Origin of the sequence: Burkholderia sp. FL-7-2-10-S1-D7 (assembly GCF_001524185.1) — a bacterium.
In the GTDB taxonomy this organism is placed as follows: domain Bacteria; phylum Pseudomonadota; class Gammaproteobacteria; order Burkholderiales; family Burkholderiaceae; genus Burkholderia; species Burkholderia diffusa.
On the sequence record NZ_LOWY01000022.1, the window covers coordinates 217897 to 236426 of the forward strand.

The following is an 18530-nucleotide window of genomic DNA, read 5'->3' on the forward strand; positions in this document are numbered from 1 at the left end:
CACCGCCATTCACGCATACGACAACAATCGACCCACGAAGGAAACGGAGATGAGCAAACCCCGCATCGCATTGATCGCACACGACGCGAAGAAGGACGAGATCGTCGCGCTCGCGGGCCAGTACCGCGAGACGCTCGCGCAATGCAGGCTGGTCGGAACGGGCACGACGGGCGGCCGCATCGCCGCCGCGCACGGGCTCGAGGTCGAGCGCAAGCTGTCGGGGCCGCTCGGCGGCGACCTGCAGATCGGTGCGGAACTGGCCGAAGGCCGCGTCGACATCGTCGTGTTCCTGCGTGACCCGATGACCGCGCAGCCGCACGATCCGGACATCACCGCGCTGGTGCGTGCGTGCGACGTGCACGACGTGCCGGTCGCGACGAACGTGGCGACCGCGCGGATGCTGCTCGACGACCTGGCGCGGAACATGCAGGACGTCTGCTAGGCGCCCGCCGGCCTGATTGCCCTTGCTGGCGGCAGGGCCATGCACGCCCGGCGGTGACGCGCGAGAATCGGGCGTCGCGACGCGCACCGCCGCCGGTCCTGTACCGATCGGCACCGGCTGGCGTCGGCGGCCCGAATATCCCCTGACCGATTCAGAAACGAGGAGCGAAACGATGCCGAAAGCAATCCGATACGACCAGCCGGGCGGCCCGGACGTGATGAAGTGGGTCGATGTCGAGGTCGGCGAACCGAAGGCGGGCGAAGTCCGCATCCGCCAGCATGCGGTCGGGCTCAACTACATCGACGTGTATTTCCGCACCGGCCTTTACCCGCAGCCGCTGCCCGGCGGCCTCGGGATGGAGGCGGCGGGCGAGGTGACGGCCGTCGGCGACGGCGTGACCGCGCTCAAGGCGGGCGACCGCGTCGCCTACGTCGGGCAGCCGCCGGGCGCGTATGCGCAGGAGCGCGTGATGCCGGCCGAGCGGCTCGTGAAGCTGCCCGACGGGATCAGCTATGACGACGCGGCATCGGTGATGCTGCAGGGGCTGACCGCGCACTACCTGCTGCGCCGCACGTACCCGGTGAAGGCCGGTGACACGATCCTGATCCACGCGGCGGCCGGCGGTGTCGGCCTGCTTGCGTGCCAGTGGGCGAAGGCGCTCGGCGCGACCGTGATCGGAACGGTCGGCTCCGACGAGAAGGCCGCGCTCGCGAAGGCGCACGGTTGCGATCATCCGATCGTCTATACGCGCGAGAACTTCACGCAACGCGTGAAGGAGATCACGAACGGCGCGGGCGTGCCGGTCGTCTACGACTCGATCGGCAAGGACACCTACATCGGCTCGCTCGACTGCCTCGCGCCGCTCGGGCTGTTCGTCAGCTTCGGCAATGCGTCGGGCCCGCTGCCGCCGATCGACTCGAAGGAGTTCGCGTCGCGCGGCTCGCTGTTCTTCACGCGGCCGACGCTGTTCTCGTACATCGCGAAGCGTGCGGATCTCGAATCCGCGGCCGCCGAGCTGTTTGACGTGATCCTGTCGGGCAAGGTGAAGACGAGCATCAACCAGCGCTATCCGCTCGCGGAAGTCGGCCGCGCGCATGAAGATCTCGAAGCGCGCAAGACCACCGGCTCGACGATCCTCGTTCCCTGACGCATCCCTTCGTGCCGACACCACGCCGGCACGCATCCTGACGGGCGGCGCTGGCCGCCGCCCGTCCCGTCCTCATCCCGGCCGCGGTTTCCCACCGCACGCGTTTACGCGTTTTTTATACCGGCCCGATGACCTTTGACCCGCCCTTTACGTGCGTTCCCATAAGGTTCTAGTCGTCTGACTTCGACGACGGAGAACACAAAAATGGATGGGGTATTTATCGGCGCCCTGGTGCTTTTCACTGCGCTGATCCTCGGTTTGATTGCCGGTTGCGAGAAGCTCGTGCAATACGGTCGCGGGGGGCGAGCATGACCTGGATGCTTTGGCTGGCGGGCGCCTCGACGGCCCTGCTGTTCGCGTATCTCGTCTTTGCGCTGCTGCGCGCGGAGGACATCGAATGAACGCGAACAACCTGTTGCAATCGCTGCTGTACATCGTCGTGCTGCTGGCGGCGGCCGTTCCGGTCTCCCGCTACCTGACGGCGGTGATGGATGGCAGTTCGCGCGTCGTGCGCGTGTTCGGGCCGCTCGAACGCGTGCTGTACCGCATCGCCGGCGTCGACGCCGGCACCGAAATGAACTGGAAGCAGTACGCGGTCGCCACGATCGCATTCAACGCGCTCGGCGCGCTGTTCCTGTACGGCCTGCTGCGCCTGCAGGGCTTCCTGCCCGGCAACCCGCAGCAATTCGGCGCGATGACGGTCGACGGCGCGTTCAACACGGCCATCAGCTTCGTCACCAACACCAACTGGCAGGACTACACGCCCGAGCAGACCGTCAGCTATCTGGCGCAGATGCTCGGCTTCACCGTGCAGAACTTCCTGTCGGCGGCAACGGGCATCGTCGTCGTGATCGCGCTGATCCGCGGCTTCGCACGTCATACCGCACAGACGATCGGCAACTTCTGGGTCGACCTCACGCGCGTGACGATGTACGTGCTCGTGCCGATGTCGATGATCGTCGCCGCGCTGCTGATGAGTCAGGGCGTGATCCAGAACATGAAGGCTTACCAGGACGTGCCGGTGCTGCAGGCGAGCACCTACGCGGCGCCGAAGCTCGACGCGCAGGGCAACCCGGTGAAGGACGACAAGGGCAACCCGGTGACGGTGCCGACCCCGCTCACGAAACAGACGCTCGCGATGGGCCCGGTCGCGTCGCAGGAAGCGATCAAGATGCTCGGCACCAATGGTGGCGGCTTCTTCAACGCGAACTCCGCGCACCCGTACGAGAACCCGACGCCGTTCGCGAACTTCCTGCAGATCTTCTCGATCCTGATCATCCCGGCCGCGCTGGCCCTGGTGTTCGGCCGGATGATCGGCGACCGCCGGCAGGGCATCGCGGTGCTCGCGGCGATGACGGTCGCGTTCGCGATCGCGATCGGCGTCGAGGTGAGCGCCGAGCAGGCCGGCAACCCGACGCTCGCCGCGCTGCACGTCGACCAGTCGACGAGCGCGCTCCAGCCGGGCGGCAACATGGAAGGCAAGGAAACGCGCTTCGGCATCGCGCAGACCGGCATTTTCACGGTCGCGACGACGGCCGCGTCGTGCGGCGCGGTCGACACGATGCACGATTCGCTGACGCCGCTCGGCGGTCTCGTGCCGATGCTGCTGATGCAGCTCGGCGAGGTGATCTACGGCGGTGTCGGTTCCGGCCTCTACGGGATGCTCGTGTTCGCGCTGCTCGCGGTGTTCGTCGCCGGCCTGATGATCGGCCGCACGCCGGAATACGTCGGCAAGAAGATCGAGTCGTACGAGATGAAGATGGTGTCGATCGTCGTGTTGCTCACACCGCTGCTGGTGCTGGTCGGCACGTCGATCGCCGTGCTCGCCGATGCGGGCAAGGCCGGCATCGCGAACCCGGGCCCGCACGGCTTCTCGGAAATCCTGTACGCGTTCAGCTCGGCCGCGAACAACAACGGCAGCGCGTTCGCGGGCCTGACGGTCGGCACGCCCTTCTACAACTGGACGACCGCGATCGCGATGTGGTTCGGCCGCTTCGGCACGATCGTGCCGGTGCTGGCGATCGCCGGCTCGCTGGCCGCGAAGAAGCGCATCGCGGTGACGAGCGGCACGCTGCCGACGCACGGCCCGCTGTTCGTCGTGCTGCTGCTCGGCACCGTGATGCTGGTGGGCGCGCTGACCTACGTGCCGGCGCTCGCGCTCGGCCCGGGCGTCGAGCATCTGATGATGTGGCTGGGCGCGTGATGCGCGCGCGCATGGCGACACCTTGCAAAGACTGAAGAGATTGAAGAGATCGCAATGACTCAACATTCCGCAACACGGTCCATGTTCGATCCGGCGCTGCTGCGCCCGGCGATCGTGGATTCGTTCAAGAAACTCACGCCGCGCACGCAGTTCCGCAACCCGGTGATGTTCTGCGTGTACGTCGGCAGCATCCTGACCACGATCCTGTGGATCGCGGCGCTCGCCGGCCAGGCCGAGGCGCCGGCGGGCTTCATCCTCGCGATCGCGCTGTGGCTGTGGTTCACGGTGCTGTTCGCAAACTTCGCCGAAGCGCTCGCAGAAGGGCGCTCGAAGGCGCAGGCCGCATCGCTGCGCAGCGCGAAGAAGGACGTGATGGCGAAGAAGCTCAACGAGCCGCATCCGAAGTCGCCGATCCGCATCACGACCGCGTCCGACCTGCGTCGTGGCGACGTCGTGCTGGTCGAGGCCGGCGACGTGATCCCGGCCGACGGCGAAGTCGTCGAGGGCGTCGCATCGGTCGACGAATCGGCGATCACCGGCGAATCCGCGCCGGTGATCCGCGAATCGGGCGGCGACTTCTCGTCGGTGACGGGCGGCACGCGCGTGCTGTCCGACTGGATCGTCGTGAAGGTCACCGCGAACCCCGGCGAGGCGTTCCTCGACCGGATGATCGCGATGGTCGAAGGCGCGAAGCGCAAGAAGACGCCGAACGAGGTCGCGCTGACGATCCTGCTCGTCGCGCTGACGATCGTGATGCTGCTCGCGACCGCGACGCTGCTGCCGTTCTCGATGTTCTCGGTCGACGCGATGAAGGCCGGCCACGTCGTGACGATCACCGCGCTCGTCGCGCTGCTCGTGTGTCTGATCCCGACGACGATCGGCGGGCTGCTGTCGGCGATCGGCGTGGCCGGGATGAGCCGGATGATGCAGGCGAACGTGATCGCGACGTCGGGCCGCGCGGTCGAAGCGGCCGGCGACGTCGACGTGCTGCTGCTCGACAAGACCGGCACGATCACGCTCGGCAACCGCCAGGCGTCGATGTTCGTGCCCGCGCCGGGCGTGACCGAGGAAGCGCTGGCCGACGCCGCGCAGCTGTCGTCGCTCGCCGACGAAACGCCGGAGGGCCGCAGCATCGTCGTGCTCGCGAAGGAACGCTTCAACATCCGCCAGCGCGACATGGTGCAACTGCATGCGACGTTCCTCGGCTTCTCCGCGCAGACGCGGATGAGCGGCGTCGATCTGCCCGGTCGTGAGATCCGCAAGGGCGCGGCCGATGCGATTCGCCGCTACGTCGAAACGCACGGCAGCCGCTTTCCGGAAGAAGTGCGCCGCGCGGTCGACGACGTCGCGCGCCGCGGCAGCACGCCGCTCGTCGTGGCCGACCTGCACGACGGCGTGGCGCGTGTGCTCGGCGTGATCGAGCTGAAGGACATCGTGAAGGGCGGCATCAAGGAGCGCTTCGCGGAACTGCGCAAGATGGGCATCAAGACCGTGATGGTGACGGGCGACAACCGGCTCACCGCCGCGGCGATCGCGGCGGAAGCGGGCGTCGACGACTTCCTCGCGGAAGCGACGCCGGAAACCAAGCTCGCGACGATCCGCGAGCACCAGGCGGCGGGGCGCCTCGTCGCGATGACGGGCGACGGCACCAACGACGCACCGGCGCTCGCGCAGGCCGACGTGGCGGTCGCGATGAACACCGGCACGCAGGCGGCGAAGGAAGCCGGCAACATGGTCGACCTCGACTCGAACCCGACGAAGCTGATCGAGATCGTCGAGATCGGCAAGCAGATGCTGATGACGCGCGGCTCGCTGACCACGTTCTCGATCGCGAACGACATCGCGAAGTATTTCGCGATCATCCCGGCCGCGTTCGTGACGACGTACCCGCAACTGCGCGTGCTCGACATCATGCACCTGACGTCGCCGGCGTCGGCGATCCTGTCGGCGGTGATCTTCAACGCGCTGATCATCGTCGCGCTGATCCCGCTGGCGCTGAAGGGCGTGACGTACCGTCCGCTCGGTGCGGCATCGCTCCTGCGCCGCAACCTGCTGGTGTACGGCCTCGGCGGCGTGCTGCTGCCGTTCCCGTTCATCAAGCTGATCGACATGACGCTCGCGGCACTGGGCTGGGCCTGAGCCGGCCATATTTGAAGGAAACATCATGAAAACGTTGATTCGTCCGCTCGTCGTGATCTTTGTCGTGCTGGCTGCGGTGACGGGTCTCGCCTATCCGGCCGTGATGACCGTGTTCGGCCAGGCCGTGTTCCCGTCGCAGGCGAACGGCAGCCTGATCGAGAAGGACGGCAAGGCAGTCGGCTCCGCGCTGATCGGCCAGCAGTTCGATGCACCGAAGTACTTCTGGGGCCGGCTGTCGGCCACGTCGCCGATGCCGTACAACGCGACCGGCTCCGGCGGCTCGAACCTCGGCCCGCTGAACCCGTCGCTCGCCGATCAGGTGAAGGCGCGCATCGCCGCGCTGCGCGACGCGGGCACCGACATGTCGAAGCCCGTGCCCGTCGACCTCGTGACGGCGTCGGCGAGCGGCCTCGATCCGGAGATCACGCCGGCCGCCGCCGCGTACCAGGTCGAGCGCGTCGCGAAGGCGCGCAACCTGACGGCCGATGCGGTTGCGCAACTCGTCGCCGCGAACACGACGGGCCGCCAGTTCGGCGTGCTCGGCGAGCCGCGCGTGAACGTGCTGAAGCTGAATCTCGCGCTCGACGCGGCCCAGGCCGCGCACTGAGCGTATGCGACGGCCTGCGTCCGGTGCGGCCCGATCCGCGCCGGACGCGCTTTTCCGACGGCGCATGCGCCGTCTTTGCCTTTTGCGGCGATTTGGAACAACAATGACGGTACTCGTTCGCTATTCCGCGCTCCGCCTCCCTGACGCATGAACCGCCCCGATCCCGACCAACTCCTCGACAAGCTGCAGCGAGACGAAGAAAAGCAGCGGCGCGGCCAGCTCAAGATCTTCTTCGGTGCGTCCGCCGGCGTCGGCAAGACCTACGCGATGCTGCAGGCCGCGCGCCAGCGGCTGCAGGATGGTGTCGACGTCGTCGTCGGCATCGTCGAGACCCACGGCCGCAGCGAGACCGCCGCGCTGCTCGACGGCCTCGACGTGCTGCCGCTCGCGCGCATCGAATATCGCGGCCGCACGCTCGCCGAATTCGATCTCGACGGCGCGCTCGCGCGTGCGCCGCAACTGATCCTCGTCGACGAACTCGCGCATTCGAACGTGCAGGGCGCGCGTCACCTGAAGCGCTGGCAGGACGTCTACGAACTGCTCGACGCGGGCATCGACGTGTACACCACCGTCAACGTCCAGCATCTCGAAAGCCTGAACGACGTGGTCGGCGCGATCACCGGCATCCGCGTGTGGGAAACCGTGCCAGACCGCGTGTTCGACGCGGCCGACGAGGTCACGCTGGTCGACCTGCCGGCCGAGGAACTGCTCGCGCGGATGCGCGACGGCAAGGTGTATCTCGCGCAGCAGGCCGAGCGCGCGGTGCGCAATTTCTTCCGCAAGGGCAACCTGATCGCGCTGCGCGAACTGGCGCTACGGCGCACGGCTGACCGTGTCGACGCGCAGATGCGCGAATACCGCGCCGACCGTTCGATTCAGCGCATCTGGCAGGCGCGCGAGCGGCTGCTCGTGTGCGTCGGGCCCGGCCCCGAGGCGCCGACGCTCGTGCGCGCGGCCGCGCGGCTCGCCGCGAGCCTGAAGGCCGACTGGATCGCCGTCTACGTGGAGACGCCGCGCCTGCAGCGGCTGCCCGACGCGCGGCGGCAGCGCACGCTCGACGCGCTGAAGCTGGCGGTCGAGCTCGGCGCGGAGACGGCCACGCTCGCCGGCGACGACGCGGTGGCCGCGCTGATCGGCTATGCGAAGGTGCGCAACGTGTCGAAGCTCGTCGCGGGCGGCTCGCCGAAGGTCGGGCTCGCGCGCCGCTTCGCGCGGCCATTCGGCGAAAAGCTCGCCGAGCGCGCGGGCGACGTCGACCTGATGCTGATCCGCGCGTCGGCGAGCGACGAAGTGAGCGCGGCGCCGCTCGACGCGCGCGCACGCGACTGGCGCGACGCGTTCGCGCAATTCGGCATGCGGCGTTCGCCGCCGCGTCACTACCTGTACGCGGCCGCGATCTGCGCGGCGATCACCGGCGTCGCGAGCATCGTGTCCGAGCGGCTCGACCTGACGAACCTCGTGATGCTGTACCTGCTCGGCGTCGTGTTCTCAGCCGTGCGGCTCGGGCGTGGCCCCGGCGTGCTGCAGTCGTTCCTGTCGGTCGCCGCGTTCGATTTCTTCTTCGTGCCGCCGCGCATGTCGTTCTCGGTCAGCGACACGCAGTACCTGCTGACCTTCTTCGGGATGCTGCTGACGTCGCTCGTGATCAGCCACCTGACGTCGACGCTGACGCGCCAGGCGAGCATCGCGCAGCGCCGCGAGCGCCGCACCGGCGCGATCTACGCGATGGCGCGCGAGCTCGGCGCGGCGTTGACGACCGAGCAGATCGTCGAGATCGGCAGCCGCCACGTGGGCGAGGTGTTCCGCGCGCGCGTGGCGTTCCTGCTCCCCGACAGCGCGGACAAGGTGCGGCAGAAGATCGAGGAGCCCGATGCGGCCGTCACGCTGACGGGCGCCGATCTCGACAGCGACGTCGGCCAGTGGGTGTACGACCAGCAGAAGCCGGCCGGCCGCGGCACCGACACGCTGCCCGCGACCGTCGCGCTATACCTGCCGCTGAAGGCACCGATGCGCACGCGCGGCGTGCTCGCGGTCGCGTCGCGCGACCCGCGGGAGCTCGAGGTGCCCGAGCAGCTGCGGATGCTCGACGCGTTCGCCGCGCAGATCGCGCTCGCGCTCGAGCGCGTGCACTACGTCGAGATCGCGCGCGACGCGCTCGTCAACATGGAGTCCGAGCGGCTGCGCAACTCGCTGCTGTCGGCGATCTCGCACGACCTGCGCACGCCGCTCACGACGATCGTCGGCTTCTCGTCGATGCTCGCGAACGGGCGCGCGGCCGCGCAGGGCGGCGACGCGGCGGCAGCCGAACGTTTCGCGCAGCGCGAGGGCGAACTCGTCGACGCGATCCACGACGAGGCGCTGCGGATGACGGGCATCGTCACGAACCTGCTCGACATGGCGCGGCTGCAGGCCGGCAGCCTGCAGCTCAAGCGCCAGTGGTCGCTGCTCGAGGAAACCGTCGGCGCCGCGCTCGCCGCGTGCAAGCGCGTGCTCGCGCGGCATCCCGTGCGCGTGTCGCTGCCGGCCGACCTGCCGCTCCTGCAGATGGACGCGGTGCTGATGGAGCGGCTGTTCACCAACCTGTTCGAGAACGCGGCGAAGTACACGCCGCCCGATACGTCGATCGACATCGGCGCCGAGCGCCTGACCGACGACGGCCAGCCGTTCGTGCGCGTGCACGTCGACGATCACGGCCCGGGCCTGCCGGCCGGCATGGAAACGCGGATCTTCGACAAGTTCACGCGCGGCGAGAAGGAGTCGGCGACGCCGGGCATCGGGCTCGGCCTCGCGATCTGCCGCGCGATCGTCGAGGCGCATGGCGGTAAAATCGGCGCGCTCAACCGTACCGCGCCCGACGGCCGCGTGACGGGCGCGCGCTTCTGGTTCACGCTGCCGGTCGACACGCCGCCGGCCGTGCCTGCCGTACCCGACGACGAAATCGACGTGCCCGCCGCATCGTCCCCCTCCGAGCCATTGCCAGACCATGAGTGAACCGAGCCTGACCGTCGTCCTGATCGAGGACGAGAAACAGATCCGCCGCTTCGTGCGCGCCGCGCTCGAAGAGGAGGACATCGCCGTGTTCGAGGCAGAGACGGGCAAGCAGGGGCTGATCGACGCGGCGACCCGCAAGCCCGATCTCGTGATCGTCGATCTCGGCCTGCCCGACGCCGATGGCCTCGACGTGATCCGCGAGCTGCGCGGCTGGTCCGAGGTGCCGGTGATCGTGCTGTCCGCGCGCACGCAGGAGGAGGAGAAGGTCGCCGCGCTCGACGCGGGCGCAGATGACTACCTGACCAAGCCGTTCGGCGTGTCCGAGCTGCGCGCGCGGATCCGTGCGCAACTGCGCCGGCGCAACCAGGGCGGTGCGAACGAATCGCCGAAGGTGGCCTTCGGCGGCGTGACCGTCGATCTCGCGCTGCGCCAGGTGTGGCGCGACGGCGAGATCGTGCACCTGACGCCGCTCGAATACCGGCTGCTCGCGACGCTCGTGCGGCATGCGGGGCGCGTGCTCACGCACCGTCAACTGTTGCGCGACGTATGGGGGCCGTCGCACGTCGAGAGCCATCACTATCTGCGGATCTACATGGCGCATCTGCGCCAGAAGCTCGAGCGCGATCCCGCGCAGCCCGAGCACATCATTACCGAAACGGGCGTCGGCTACCGGCTCGTCGGCGCTGCGTGACGTCCGCGGCACGCCGCGCGATGCGGCCCGAATGCAAGGCCGCACGCCGGCGAAGTTGCATCGGCGCGACATTGCGGCCGCATGCGCCGGCCGCGCACACCGGCCACGGTTTCCCCGCTATGCTGATCGTTCCGCGAACGAAACCGAGGAGGGTGCCATGTCCGTCCGTCTCGTCGTCATCAGTGCGCTGGTGCTTGCCGCGCCCGGCGCGTTCGCGCAGCCGCTGCCGCCCGGGCAGCAGCCTTCGGCCCCGCAGCAGGCGCTTGCCAATCCCGCGTCAGTCAATTGCGAAAAGCTCGGCGGCCGCCACGTGATCCGCAACCTGCCGAGCGGGCAGGTCGGCATGTGCGTGTTCAAGGACGGCCGCGTGTGCGACGAATGGGCGTTGTATCGCGACGACCGCTGCATCGGCGGTGGCAGCGCCAAGCGCGTGTCGAACTGAGACCGGGACGGCAGGGCGGGCGTGGCCGCGCCATGCGCCGGCCCGCCCCCGTTCGCGCCCCGGGGCCGCTGCATCCGGCATGCCCGTAAGCGTCTTGTTATACTCGGCGCCGCCCGGGGACGGCCCCGGGTCATTCGCTTCAACGGGGACGGCCCCATCCGATCCGGAGTACGTCGAGATGGCGTGGGTATTGTTGTTGATTGCCGGTTTGCTGGAAGTGGCCTGGGCGGCCGGCATGAAATCGTCCGAGGGCTTCACGAAGCTCGGACCGTCGGTGTTTACGATCGTGACGGCGCTCGCCAGCTTCGGGCTGCTCGCGGTCGCGATGCGCCAGTTGCCGCTCGGCACTGCGTATGCGGTGTGGACGGGCATCGGCGCGGTCGGCGCGTTCGTGTTCGGGATCGTGATGATGGGCGAGGCGCTCACCGCCGCCCGCGTCGCGAGCGCGTCGCTGATCGTGCTCGGGCTGGTCGGCCTGAAGCTGTCGTCGGCTGCCTGACGCCGACGCGCCGGGCGCCGGCCGGCGTGCGCGCCCGGCCGTGACGCACTGCGGAATTGCGGCGGCCCTCCTGCCAGCCTGTCTATAATGGAACGCATTCGGGCCTGAATGTCGCCGTGCCGCTCGCGGCACGCGGCGCCGGTCGCCACGCGCCGCGCGGCCGGTCGTACCGACTCGATCCGATCAATCGGCAAAGCGCACGGAAAAGTGCAAGGGGAGGCCCATGATCGAAGCCATTTCGCTCGGCGCGGGGCTCGCGTGGGCGAGCGGGCTGCGCCTTTACCTGACGGTGCTGATCGCCGGCGTGCTCGCGCGGGTCGGTTGGCTCCATCTGCCGGACACGCTCGCGGTCCTGATGTCGCCGTGGGTCATCGGCGCCGCCGCCGTACTCGCCGTCACCGAATTCCTTGCCGACAAGATTCCCGCGTTCGATTCGCTGTGGGACGCGGTGCACACCTTCATCCGCATTCCGGCCGGCGCGGTGCTGGCCGCTGGTGCGCTCGGCCATGCCGACCCGACCGTGCTCGCGGTCGCCGGACTGGCCGGCGGTTCGCTCGCCGGTGCCGCCCACGTCGCGAAGGCCGGCACGCGCGCGCTGATTAACCTGTCTCCCGAGCCGATCTCGAACTGGGTCGCGTCGTCCACCGAGGACGGCCTCGTGTTCGGCGGCCTCGCACTCGCGTTCTTCGTTCCGCTCGCGTTCCTCGTCCTGCTCGCGGCGTTCATCGCGGCGTCGGCTTGGGCGCTGCCGCGTCTGTGGCGCGGCGTGTCGGGCGGCTTTCGCGGGATGGCGAACCACATGGTGTCGCGGCTCAACTCGATCGGGGGCAAGCGCGATTGAAGGCGCCGTCACCCGTCGAGCGGCAGTACGCTGACCCGTCGCCGGCCGGGCGGCCCGGCCATGTCGGCCGATTCGGCTGGCACGACCTGATTCGCCAGGCCGCGCGGATGACCGCGCGCGACTGGCGCGCCGGAGAACTGACGCTGCTCGTGCTGGCGCTGGTGCTCGCGGTCGCCGCGCTGACGAGCGTCGGCTTCCTCGCCGACCGGCTGCGCCAGGGGCTCGAGCGCGATGCGCGCCAGATGCTCGGCGCCGATTTCGTCGTGCGCGCCGACCATCCCGTCGATCCGTCGTTCGACCGCGAGGCGCGCGCACTCGGGCTGCGTACCGCGACGACCGCGATCTTTCCGAGCATGATCGCATCGGCCGCCGGCGGGCAGGCGAGCGACGCGGCGCCGGCGCGTCTCGCGGCCGTGAAGGCCGTGTCGCCCGGGTATCCGCTGCGCGGCGCGGTCGAGATCGTGCCGGCCGGCACGACCGCCGCGCACAAGGCGACCGCGATCCCCGCGCCCGGTACCGTGTGGGCCGATCCCTCGCTGCTCGACGCATTGCATCTGAAGGCGGGGGACACCGTGCGTGTCGGGCTGCGCACGTTCACGGTGGCCGCGTCGATCGCCCGCGAACTCGATCGCGGTTTCTCGTTCGTCAATTTCTCGCCGCGGCTGATGATGCGCGCGGACGAGCTTGCCGCGACGGGGCTCACCGGTTACGGCAGCCGCGTCACGTATCGGCTGCTCGTGGCCGGCGACACACCGGCCGTCGCGCGCTTCGAGGCCTACGCGCACGCGCGCGTCGACGCCGGCAAGCTGCGCGGCGTCGGTCTCGAATCGTTGCAGGAAGGCCAGCCGCAGGTGCGCCAGACGCTCGATCGCGCGCGCCATTTCCTGACGCTCGTCGCGCTCCTCACCGCGCTGCTCGCGGCGGTCGCGATCGCGATGGCCGCGCAGCGCTACATGCGGCGCCATCTGGACGGCTGCGCGACGATGCGCTGCCTCGGCGTGAGCCGCCGCACGCTCGGCGCGCTGTTCGCGCTCGAATTCGCCGGCATCGGCATCGTCTCGGGCGTCGCCGGCGCGGTGCTCGGCTACGCCGGCCACTGGGCGCTCCTCGCGGCGCTCGGCAGCCTGATCGACGTCGTGCTGCCGCCGCCCACGCCTTGGCCTGCGCTCGTCGGGATCGGCGCCGCGCTCGTGCTGCTGCTCGGCTTCGCGCTGCCGCCGCTTGCACCGCTGACCCGCGTGCCGCCGGTGCGCGTGCTGCGGCGTGACTGGGGCGATGCGTCGCGCACGGCCTGGGCCCTGTACGCGCTCGGCGTCGTGCTGTTCGCGGGGCTGCTGATCGTCGCGGCAGGCAACCTGAAGCTCGGGCTGATCGTCGCGGGCGGGTTCGCGGGCGCCTTGGTCGGCTTCTCGCTGATCGCGCGCCTCGCGCTGTACGCGGCGGCGCGCGCGGTGCGCGATGCGCGCGTGGCAGCGGGCGTCGGCTGGCGCTATGCGCTCGCGTCGCTGCACCGGCGCGGCACGGCCAGCGCGCTGCAGATCACCGCGCTCGCGCTGGGCCTGATGTGCCTGCTGCTGATCGCGATCACGCGCAACGACCTCGTCGCCGGCTGGCGGCAGTCGACGCCGCCCGATGCGCCGAACCAGTTCCTGATCGACATCCAGCCCGACCAGCGCGACGACGTCGCGGCATGGCTCGCCGCGCACGGCGTACGCGACGCGGTGCCCGCGCCGATGGTGCGCGGCCGGCTCGTCGCGATCAACGGCAAGCCGGTGAACCCGGACGCGTATCCGTCGGACGAGGCGCGCCGGCTCGTCGACCGCGAGTTCAACCTGTCGTATACGACCGAGCTGCCGTCGGACAACCGGATCGTCGCCGGCGACTGGTTCGGCCGCTCGGCCAGCCCGCAGATCTCGATCGAGGCCGGGCTCGCGAAGATGCTGAACGTGAAGCCGGGCGACACGCTGCGCTTCGACGTGACGGGGCTGACGGTCGATGCGCCGATCACCAGCGTGCGCAAGCTCGACTGGGGCTCGTTCCGCGTCAACTTTTTCGTGCTGATGCCGCCGCCCGTGCTGAAGGATTTCCCGGCCGTCTACCTGACGAGCTTCCACCTGCCGGCCGAGCAGGCGGCGCTGCTCGATCCGCTGATCGCGCGCTATCCGAACCTGACCGCGATCGACGTTGCACCGATCCTCGCTCAGCTGCAGCGGATGATGCTGCAGGTGGTCGGCGCGGTGCAGTTCCTGTTTGCGTTCACGCTCGCGGCGGGTGTGCTCGTGCTGTACACGGCGCTCGCCGGCTCGCGCGACGAGCGCGTGCGCGAGGCTGCGCTGCTGCGCGCGCTCGGCGCGTCGCGCGCGCAAATCAATGCCGTGCAGCGCGCGGAATTCATCGTCGTCGGCGCGCTGGCCGGCGCGCTGGCGTCGGCCGGTGCGATCGCGGTCGGCTGGGTGCTCGCGTCGCGCGTGTTCGACTTCCGGCTCGCCGTCGATCCGTGGCTCGTGCCGGCCGGCATCGCGGCCGGCGTCGCGTGCGCCGGTGCGGCCGGCTGGCTGAGCCTGCATAATGTGTTGCGGCGCCCGGCGCTGCAGTCGCTGCGCGACGCCTGAGCGTCGCCGGCGGCCCCGACTATCCCGTTTCCGATTATCCGTATGACCGATGTGAATGATGAGGCGCCGTCGCAACCGACGGCGTTCGAGCTCGTGGGCGGCGAAGCCCGCGTGCGCGAAATGGTGGACCGCTTTTACGACCTGATGGACCTCGAGCCCGAGTTCGCGGAGATTCGCGCGCTGCATCCGGCGTCGCTCGACGGCTCGCGCGACAAGCTGTTCTGGTTCCTGTGCGGCTGGCTTGGCGGCCCCGATCACTACATCAGCCGGTTCGGGCATCCGCGGCTGCGCGCGCGGCATCTGCCGTTCCCGATCGCGTCGGTCGAGCGCGATCAGTGGCTGCGCTGCATGGCGTGGGCGATGGAGGACATCGGGCTGGCCGAGCCGCTGCGCGAACGGCTCATGCATTCGTTCTACGACACGGCCGACTGGATGCGTAACCGGCCCGGTTGATCGACCGGTACGCCGCTGTCCGTCCGCCGGACGATCTGCGTCTGGGCGCCTCGCCCGTGCGGCGCGACACTGACCGCTTCCCCATCGATACGAGGCTCGCCCGATGACGACCCACGCACTGTTTCGTGAAGATGCCTATCTGACGCAATGCGAGGCCGTCGTCGCGGCCGTCGACGATGACGGCATCCGCCTCGACCGCACCGTGTTCTATCCGCTTGGCGGCGGGCAGGCCGGCGACAGCGGGACGCTGACGCTGCCCGACGGCAGCGCGATCACGATCGCCGACACGCGCAAGGCGAAGTTCGACGGCGCAACGCCCGACGATGCCGTGCACGTGCCCGCGAAGGGCCAGGAAGCGCGCGTCGCGGCGCTTGCTCCCGGCGCGCGCGTGGTCGCGGACATCGACTGGCTGCGCCGCTACCGGCACATGCGGCTGCATACGGCCGCGCACCTGATGTGCGCGGTGCTGCCGTACCCGGTCGACGGCTGCAGCGTGACCGCCGACTACGTGCGGCTCGATTTCGCGACGTCGGACGCGATCGACCGCGTCGACGTCGAGCGCCGTCTTGCGGCGCTGGTCCACGGCGCGCATGCAGTCACCACCGAATGGATCACCGACGCCGAGATGGCCGAGCGGCCCGACCTCGTGCGCACGATGAGCGTGAAGCCGCCGATGGGGCTGGGCCGCGTGCGGCTGCTGCGCATCGAAGGCGTCGATCTGCAGCCGTGCGGCGGCACGCATGTGCGCAATACGTCGGAAATCGGCGACCTGCGGGTCGCCAAACTCGAAAAGAAGAGCGCGCGGACACGGCGCCTCGTACTGGAGTTTGCATGACGGTCGAAAACCTGACGGACAGTGCCGCGGCGCTCGATCCGCAAGCGCGCGAGATTCTCGATTTCTGGTTCGGCGAGCCGGGTTCGGTCGAGTTCGGCCACGCGCGCAAGGTGTGGTTCAACGGTGGTGCGGCGTTCGACGACGTACTGCGGACGCGCTACGGCGCCTTGCTCGACGCCGCGTGCGACGGCGCCCACGATCGCTGGGCCGACACGCCGCTCGGCGCGCTCGCGCTGATCGTGGTGCTCGACCAGTTCTCGCGCAACATTCATCGCGGCACGCCGCGTGCGTTCGCCGCCGATCCGAAGGCGCTGGCGCTCGCGCGGCGCGTCGTCGCGGCCGGGTGGGACGCGCAATTGCCGAGCGGCCATCATCGCGCCTTTGCGTACCTGCCGTTCGAACATGACGAGTCGGACGAGAGCCAGCGCGAGGCAGTGCGCCTGTGCGCGGGCATTCGCGGCGAGGCCGGGTGCGAGAGCTATCACCACTTCGCGTTGCGTCATGCGGCCGTGGTCGAACGCTTCGGTCGTTTCCCGCACCGGAACGCGATTCTCGGCCGTGCGTCGACCGATGCGGAGACGGCATTCCTGCGCGAGCCGGGCTCGTCGTTCTGACGTGCGGGGCGGTGGGGCGGCGGGCGTGAAAGCGCGCTTGAGCGCCGCTTGCGTGGCCTTCCGGAAATGACGACGGCGCCGTTTCGCGGCGCCGTCTTGCATTACTGCGTTTCGTGCTCTTCGGGAGTGCGCACGTAGACGCGCAGCAGTTCCTCGTCGTCGCCCGGGCGAGCGCCCGTCCAGAACAGTTTCCAGTCGCTGCCCGGCGCCGGATCGACTGCCCGCACGCCCTGGACGATCATCCACGTGCAGCGTGTCGTCTTCGCGTCGTCGATCGGCGTGTGCTGGATACCGGAGAAGTAATACAGCATCGGCGCTTCCGATTCCCCGAGCCCGTGCAGGCTCGCCATGCAGTCGCCGTCGCTCCATTCGAGGGCGATATGCGCGTTCAGGTCGTCGAACACCGACCGGTAACTCTTCGCGACGTCGAGCCACGGCAGCAACAGCGTATACACGAGGCCCCACGCAACCAGCGCACCCGCGCCCCACGACAGCGCGCCGCGCCAGAGGCCGGTCGTGCGCAGCTTCGGCAGCAGCCATAGCCAGCCGGCCGTCAGCACGAGCGCGCCGACCACGAGCCCGGGCACGATCGGCATCGTCCAGTCGAGCGGCAGCCATCGGCCGAGCGGCGCGAGGCCTGCACGCGATGTGCCCGGATCGGCCATCGCTGCCCAGATCCCCCACGCGAGCGCGACGACGGTGCCGAACAGCAGGCGGCTCAGGTAATCCCATGCCAGATGCAGCCCGCGCGGCAGGCGCTCGATCGCCTGCGCGGCAACCAGCGCGAGCGGCGCGAAGAACGGCAGGATGTAGAGCTGGCGCGAGGTCGCGGACACTTGCAGCACCGCGAGACCAATCCCGGCGAACAGCACGGGCAGCGCGATGCGCGGCGTGCGCCACTCGCGCCATGCGCCGCGTGCCAGTGCGACGATCGCGAGCGGCGCGACCGGGAAGCCGAGCAGCAGGAACGCACGCAGGATGAAGAACGGCTTGTCGTTTTCCGCGCCGAGTTCCGGCACCGAGAAACCGAAGAAGCGGCCGACGTTGTTGTCCCAGAACCAGGACATGAACAGCGTCTCGGAACGCAGGAACAGCGCGGTCGGCCAAATGAGCGCGAACGGTGCGAACACGAGCGCGGCGACGCCGAGCGAGCGCGCGAACGCACGTGTACGGCAGGCAGGGTAGAGCGCCAGCGCGCCCGTGAGCGTGGCCGCGAACACGAGCGGCACGAACAGGCCCTTTGCCATCAGCGCGATGCCGACGCCCGCGCCGAAGATCGGCGCGGCCCAGCGGCCGGACGGCCGCACCGGCAGCCCATGCCGCATCTGGCGCGCGCGCGCGACGTGCTGCATCACGAGCTCGAGCAGGCCACAGAAGCCCATCGCGGTGCCCGCGAACAGCGCGACGTCCGTCATCATGTCGTGCACGTGCTTGACGACGACGAGCGTGCTCGCGCTCAGCACGACGGGGCCGATCACGCGCAGGTCGAGCCAGCTGTCGGCCCGGCTGGCGCTGCGTGCCGCACGTGCGATGAAGCCGAACGCGAGCGCTGCGAACAGCGCGCTTGCGAGCCGTGCCGCGTCGTGCAGCGGCATCACCCGCTGCAGCAGCCACGCGAGGCTCGTCGCGACCCACGCGTAAAGCGGCGGCTTTTCCATGAACGGCTGGCCGGCGTTGGTCGGCACGACGAAGTCGCCCGTCTCGAGCATGTGCTGGATGATGCCGAACGTATAGGTTTCGTCCTGCTTCCACGGATCGTGGCCGAGCACGCCCGGCAGCGTGTACGCGCAGACCAGCGCGGCAACCAGCAGCCAGACGCGCCAGCCGAGCCCGAGGACGCGATCGCGGGCGGCGTCCGTCGCGGCGGTGCCGGCCACGGCAGGCGTGCCGGCGGCATGGAGTGTCGCGCTGAGGTCGGGGTCGGCGGCTAATCGGGCGTGCGTGGCCGAAGCGGGCACGGACGTGCGTCGCCGGCCGGGCGCTGCGGTTCCTGGCATGGAAAAGATCTCGGTCG

At 69.6% G+C, this 18530-nt stretch carries 16 protein-coding genes; 15 read left to right on the forward strand and 1 reads right to left on the reverse strand.

Going from position 1 to position 18530, the window contains the following annotated elements; genetic code table 11:
* The first annotated feature begins 49 nt into the window (after window positions 1–49).
* The 15 genes from WS75_RS11465 to WS75_RS11540 all read left to right on the forward strand — a co-directional run bounded on the left by WS75_RS11465 (window position 50) and on the right by WS75_RS11540 (window position 16516).
* The gene (locus WS75_RS11465; RefSeq protein WP_059533273.1) at window positions 50–442 is read left to right on the forward strand and encodes a methylglyoxal synthase; all 393 of its coding nucleotides are present in this window, start codon (window positions 50–52) and stop codon (window positions 440–442) included.
* Window positions 443–614: 172 nt separating this feature from the next.
* Window positions 615–1589, forward strand: a complete 975-nt coding sequence (locus tag WS75_RS11470; protein ID WP_059680571.1) for a quinone oxidoreductase family protein — start codon at window positions 615–617, stop codon at window positions 1587–1589.
* Between the two features lie 308 nt (window positions 1590–1897).
* Window positions 1898–1990 (forward strand): K(+)-transporting ATPase subunit F, encoded by a 93-nt coding sequence (gene kdpF / locus WS75_RS11480; protein ID WP_006752209.1) that lies wholly within the window; start codon window positions 1898–1900, stop codon window positions 1988–1990.
* Window positions 1987–3792: a potassium-transporting ATPase subunit KdpA gene (gene kdpA / locus WS75_RS11485; RefSeq protein ID WP_059680572.1), complete on the forward strand. Its 1806-nt coding sequence runs from the start codon at window positions 1987–1989 to the stop codon at window positions 3790–3792. Before kdpF ends, kdpA begins: the two co-directional genes overlap by 4 nt.
* Before the next feature lie 54 nt (window positions 3793–3846).
* Window positions 3847–5931 carry a potassium-transporting ATPase subunit KdpB gene (gene kdpB / locus WS75_RS11490; RefSeq protein ID WP_059680573.1) on the forward strand — a complete coding sequence of 695 codons (2085 nt, stop codon included), beginning with the start codon at window positions 3847–3849 and terminating at the stop codon, window positions 5929–5931.
* Window positions 5932–5956: 25 nt separating this feature from the next.
* Window positions 5957–6538, forward strand: a complete 582-nt coding sequence (gene kdpC, locus WS75_RS11495; RefSeq protein ID WP_059680574.1) for a potassium-transporting ATPase subunit KdpC — start codon at window positions 5957–5959, stop codon at window positions 6536–6538.
* A 147-nt stretch (window positions 6539–6685) separates the two neighbouring features.
* On the forward strand, window positions 6686–9529 hold the full coding sequence (locus WS75_RS11500) for a DUF4118 domain-containing protein (RefSeq protein ID WP_059680575.1): 2844 nt from the start codon (window positions 6686–6688) through the stop codon (window positions 9527–9529).
* A complete protein-coding gene (kdpE, locus tag WS75_RS11505) occupies window positions 9522–10220 on the forward strand; it encodes a two-component system response regulator KdpE (RefSeq protein ID WP_059680576.1) in 699 nt (232 codons plus the stop codon). The genes WS75_RS11500 and kdpE overlap by 8 nt, the downstream gene beginning before the upstream one ends.
* Window positions 10221–10377: 157 nt before the next feature.
* Window positions 10378–10662 carry a putative hemolysin gene (locus tag WS75_RS11510; protein ID WP_059680636.1) on the forward strand — a complete coding sequence of 95 codons (285 nt, stop codon included), beginning with the start codon at window positions 10378–10380 and terminating at the stop codon, window positions 10660–10662.
* 178 nt (window positions 10663–10840) lie between these two features.
* A complete protein-coding gene (gene sugE, locus WS75_RS11515) occupies window positions 10841–11161 on the forward strand; it encodes a quaternary ammonium compound efflux SMR transporter SugE (RefSeq protein ID WP_059533257.1) in 321 nt (106 codons plus the stop codon).
* Window positions 11162–11384: 223 nt separating this feature from the next.
* Entirely contained in the window at window positions 11385–12002 is a 618-nt protein-coding gene (locus tag WS75_RS11520) for a DUF4126 domain-containing protein (RefSeq protein ID WP_059600405.1), read from the forward strand.
* A gap of 107 nt (window positions 12003–12109) precedes the next feature.
* On the forward strand, window positions 12110–14614 hold the full coding sequence (locus tag WS75_RS11525) for an ABC transporter permease (protein WP_059680637.1): 2505 nt from the start codon (window positions 12110–12112) through the stop codon (window positions 14612–14614).
* A gap of 42 nt (window positions 14615–14656) precedes the next feature.
* Entirely contained in the window at window positions 14657–15067 is a 411-nt protein-coding gene (locus WS75_RS11530) for a group II truncated hemoglobin (protein ID WP_059533253.1), read from the forward strand.
* A gap of 103 nt (window positions 15068–15170) precedes the next feature.
* On the forward strand, window positions 15171–15902 hold the full coding sequence (locus WS75_RS11535) for an alanyl-tRNA editing protein (RefSeq protein WP_059680577.1): 732 nt from the start codon (window positions 15171–15173) through the stop codon (window positions 15900–15902).
* Window positions 15899–16516, forward strand: coding sequence for a DUF924 family protein (locus WS75_RS11540; protein ID WP_059680578.1), 618 nt, complete (start codon window positions 15899–15901; stop codon window positions 16514–16516). The genes WS75_RS11535 and WS75_RS11540 overlap by 4 nt, the downstream gene beginning before the upstream one ends.
* 101 nt (window positions 16517–16617) lie before the next feature.
* Here WS75_RS11540 and WS75_RS11545 read toward each other — a convergent pair whose 3' ends face one another.
* On the reverse strand, window positions 16618–18513 hold the full coding sequence (locus WS75_RS11545) for an ArnT family glycosyltransferase (RefSeq protein ID WP_059680638.1): 1896 nt from the start codon (window positions 18511–18513) through the stop codon (window positions 16618–16620).
* Window positions 18514–18530: the final 17 nt, after the last annotated feature.

Excerpts from the sequence above, each read along its gene's own strand:
- WS75_RS11465 (WP_059533273.1), top strand. The coding sequence starts at position 50 with ATGAGCAAACCCCGCATCGCATTGATCGCACACGACGCGAAGAAGGAC.
- WS75_RS11470 (WP_059680571.1), top strand. The coding sequence starts at position 615 with ATGCCGAAAGCAATCCGATACGACCAGCCGGGCGGCCCGGACGTGATG.
- kdpF (WP_006752209.1), top strand. The coding sequence starts at position 1,898 with ATGACCTGGATGCTTTGGCTGGCGGGCGCCTCGACGGCCCTGCTGTTC.
- kdpA (WP_059680572.1), top strand. The coding sequence starts at position 1,987 with ATGAACGCGAACAACCTGTTGCAATCGCTGCTGTACATCGTCGTGCTG.
- kdpB (WP_059680573.1), top strand. The coding sequence starts at position 3,847 with ATGACTCAACATTCCGCAACACGGTCCATGTTCGATCCGGCGCTGCTG.
- kdpC (WP_059680574.1), top strand. The coding sequence starts at position 5,957 with ATGAAAACGTTGATTCGTCCGCTCGTCGTGATCTTTGTCGTGCTGGCT.
- WS75_RS11500 (WP_059680575.1), top strand. The coding sequence starts at position 6,686 with ATGAACCGCCCCGATCCCGACCAACTCCTCGACAAGCTGCAGCGAGAC.
- kdpE (WP_059680576.1), top strand. The coding sequence starts at position 9,522 with ATGAGTGAACCGAGCCTGACCGTCGTCCTGATCGAGGACGAGAAACAG.
- WS75_RS11510 (WP_059680636.1), top strand. The coding sequence starts at position 10,378 with ATGTCCGTCCGTCTCGTCGTCATCAGTGCGCTGGTGCTTGCCGCGCCC.
- sugE (WP_059533257.1), top strand. The coding sequence starts at position 10,841 with ATGGCGTGGGTATTGTTGTTGATTGCCGGTTTGCTGGAAGTGGCCTGG.
- WS75_RS11520 (WP_059600405.1), top strand. The coding sequence starts at position 11,385 with ATGATCGAAGCCATTTCGCTCGGCGCGGGGCTCGCGTGGGCGAGCGGG.
- WS75_RS11525 (WP_059680637.1), top strand. The coding sequence starts at position 12,110 with ATGACCGCGCGCGACTGGCGCGCCGGAGAACTGACGCTGCTCGTGCTG.
- WS75_RS11530 (WP_059533253.1), top strand. The coding sequence starts at position 14,657 with ATGACCGATGTGAATGATGAGGCGCCGTCGCAACCGACGGCGTTCGAG.
- WS75_RS11535 (WP_059680577.1), top strand. The coding sequence starts at position 15,171 with ATGACGACCCACGCACTGTTTCGTGAAGATGCCTATCTGACGCAATGC.
- WS75_RS11540 (WP_059680578.1), top strand. The coding sequence starts at position 15,899 with ATGACGGTCGAAAACCTGACGGACAGTGCCGCGGCGCTCGATCCGCAA.
- WS75_RS11545 (WP_059680638.1), bottom strand. The coding sequence starts at position 18,513 with ATGCCAGGAACCGCAGCGCCCGGCCGGCGACGCACGTCCGTGCCCGCT.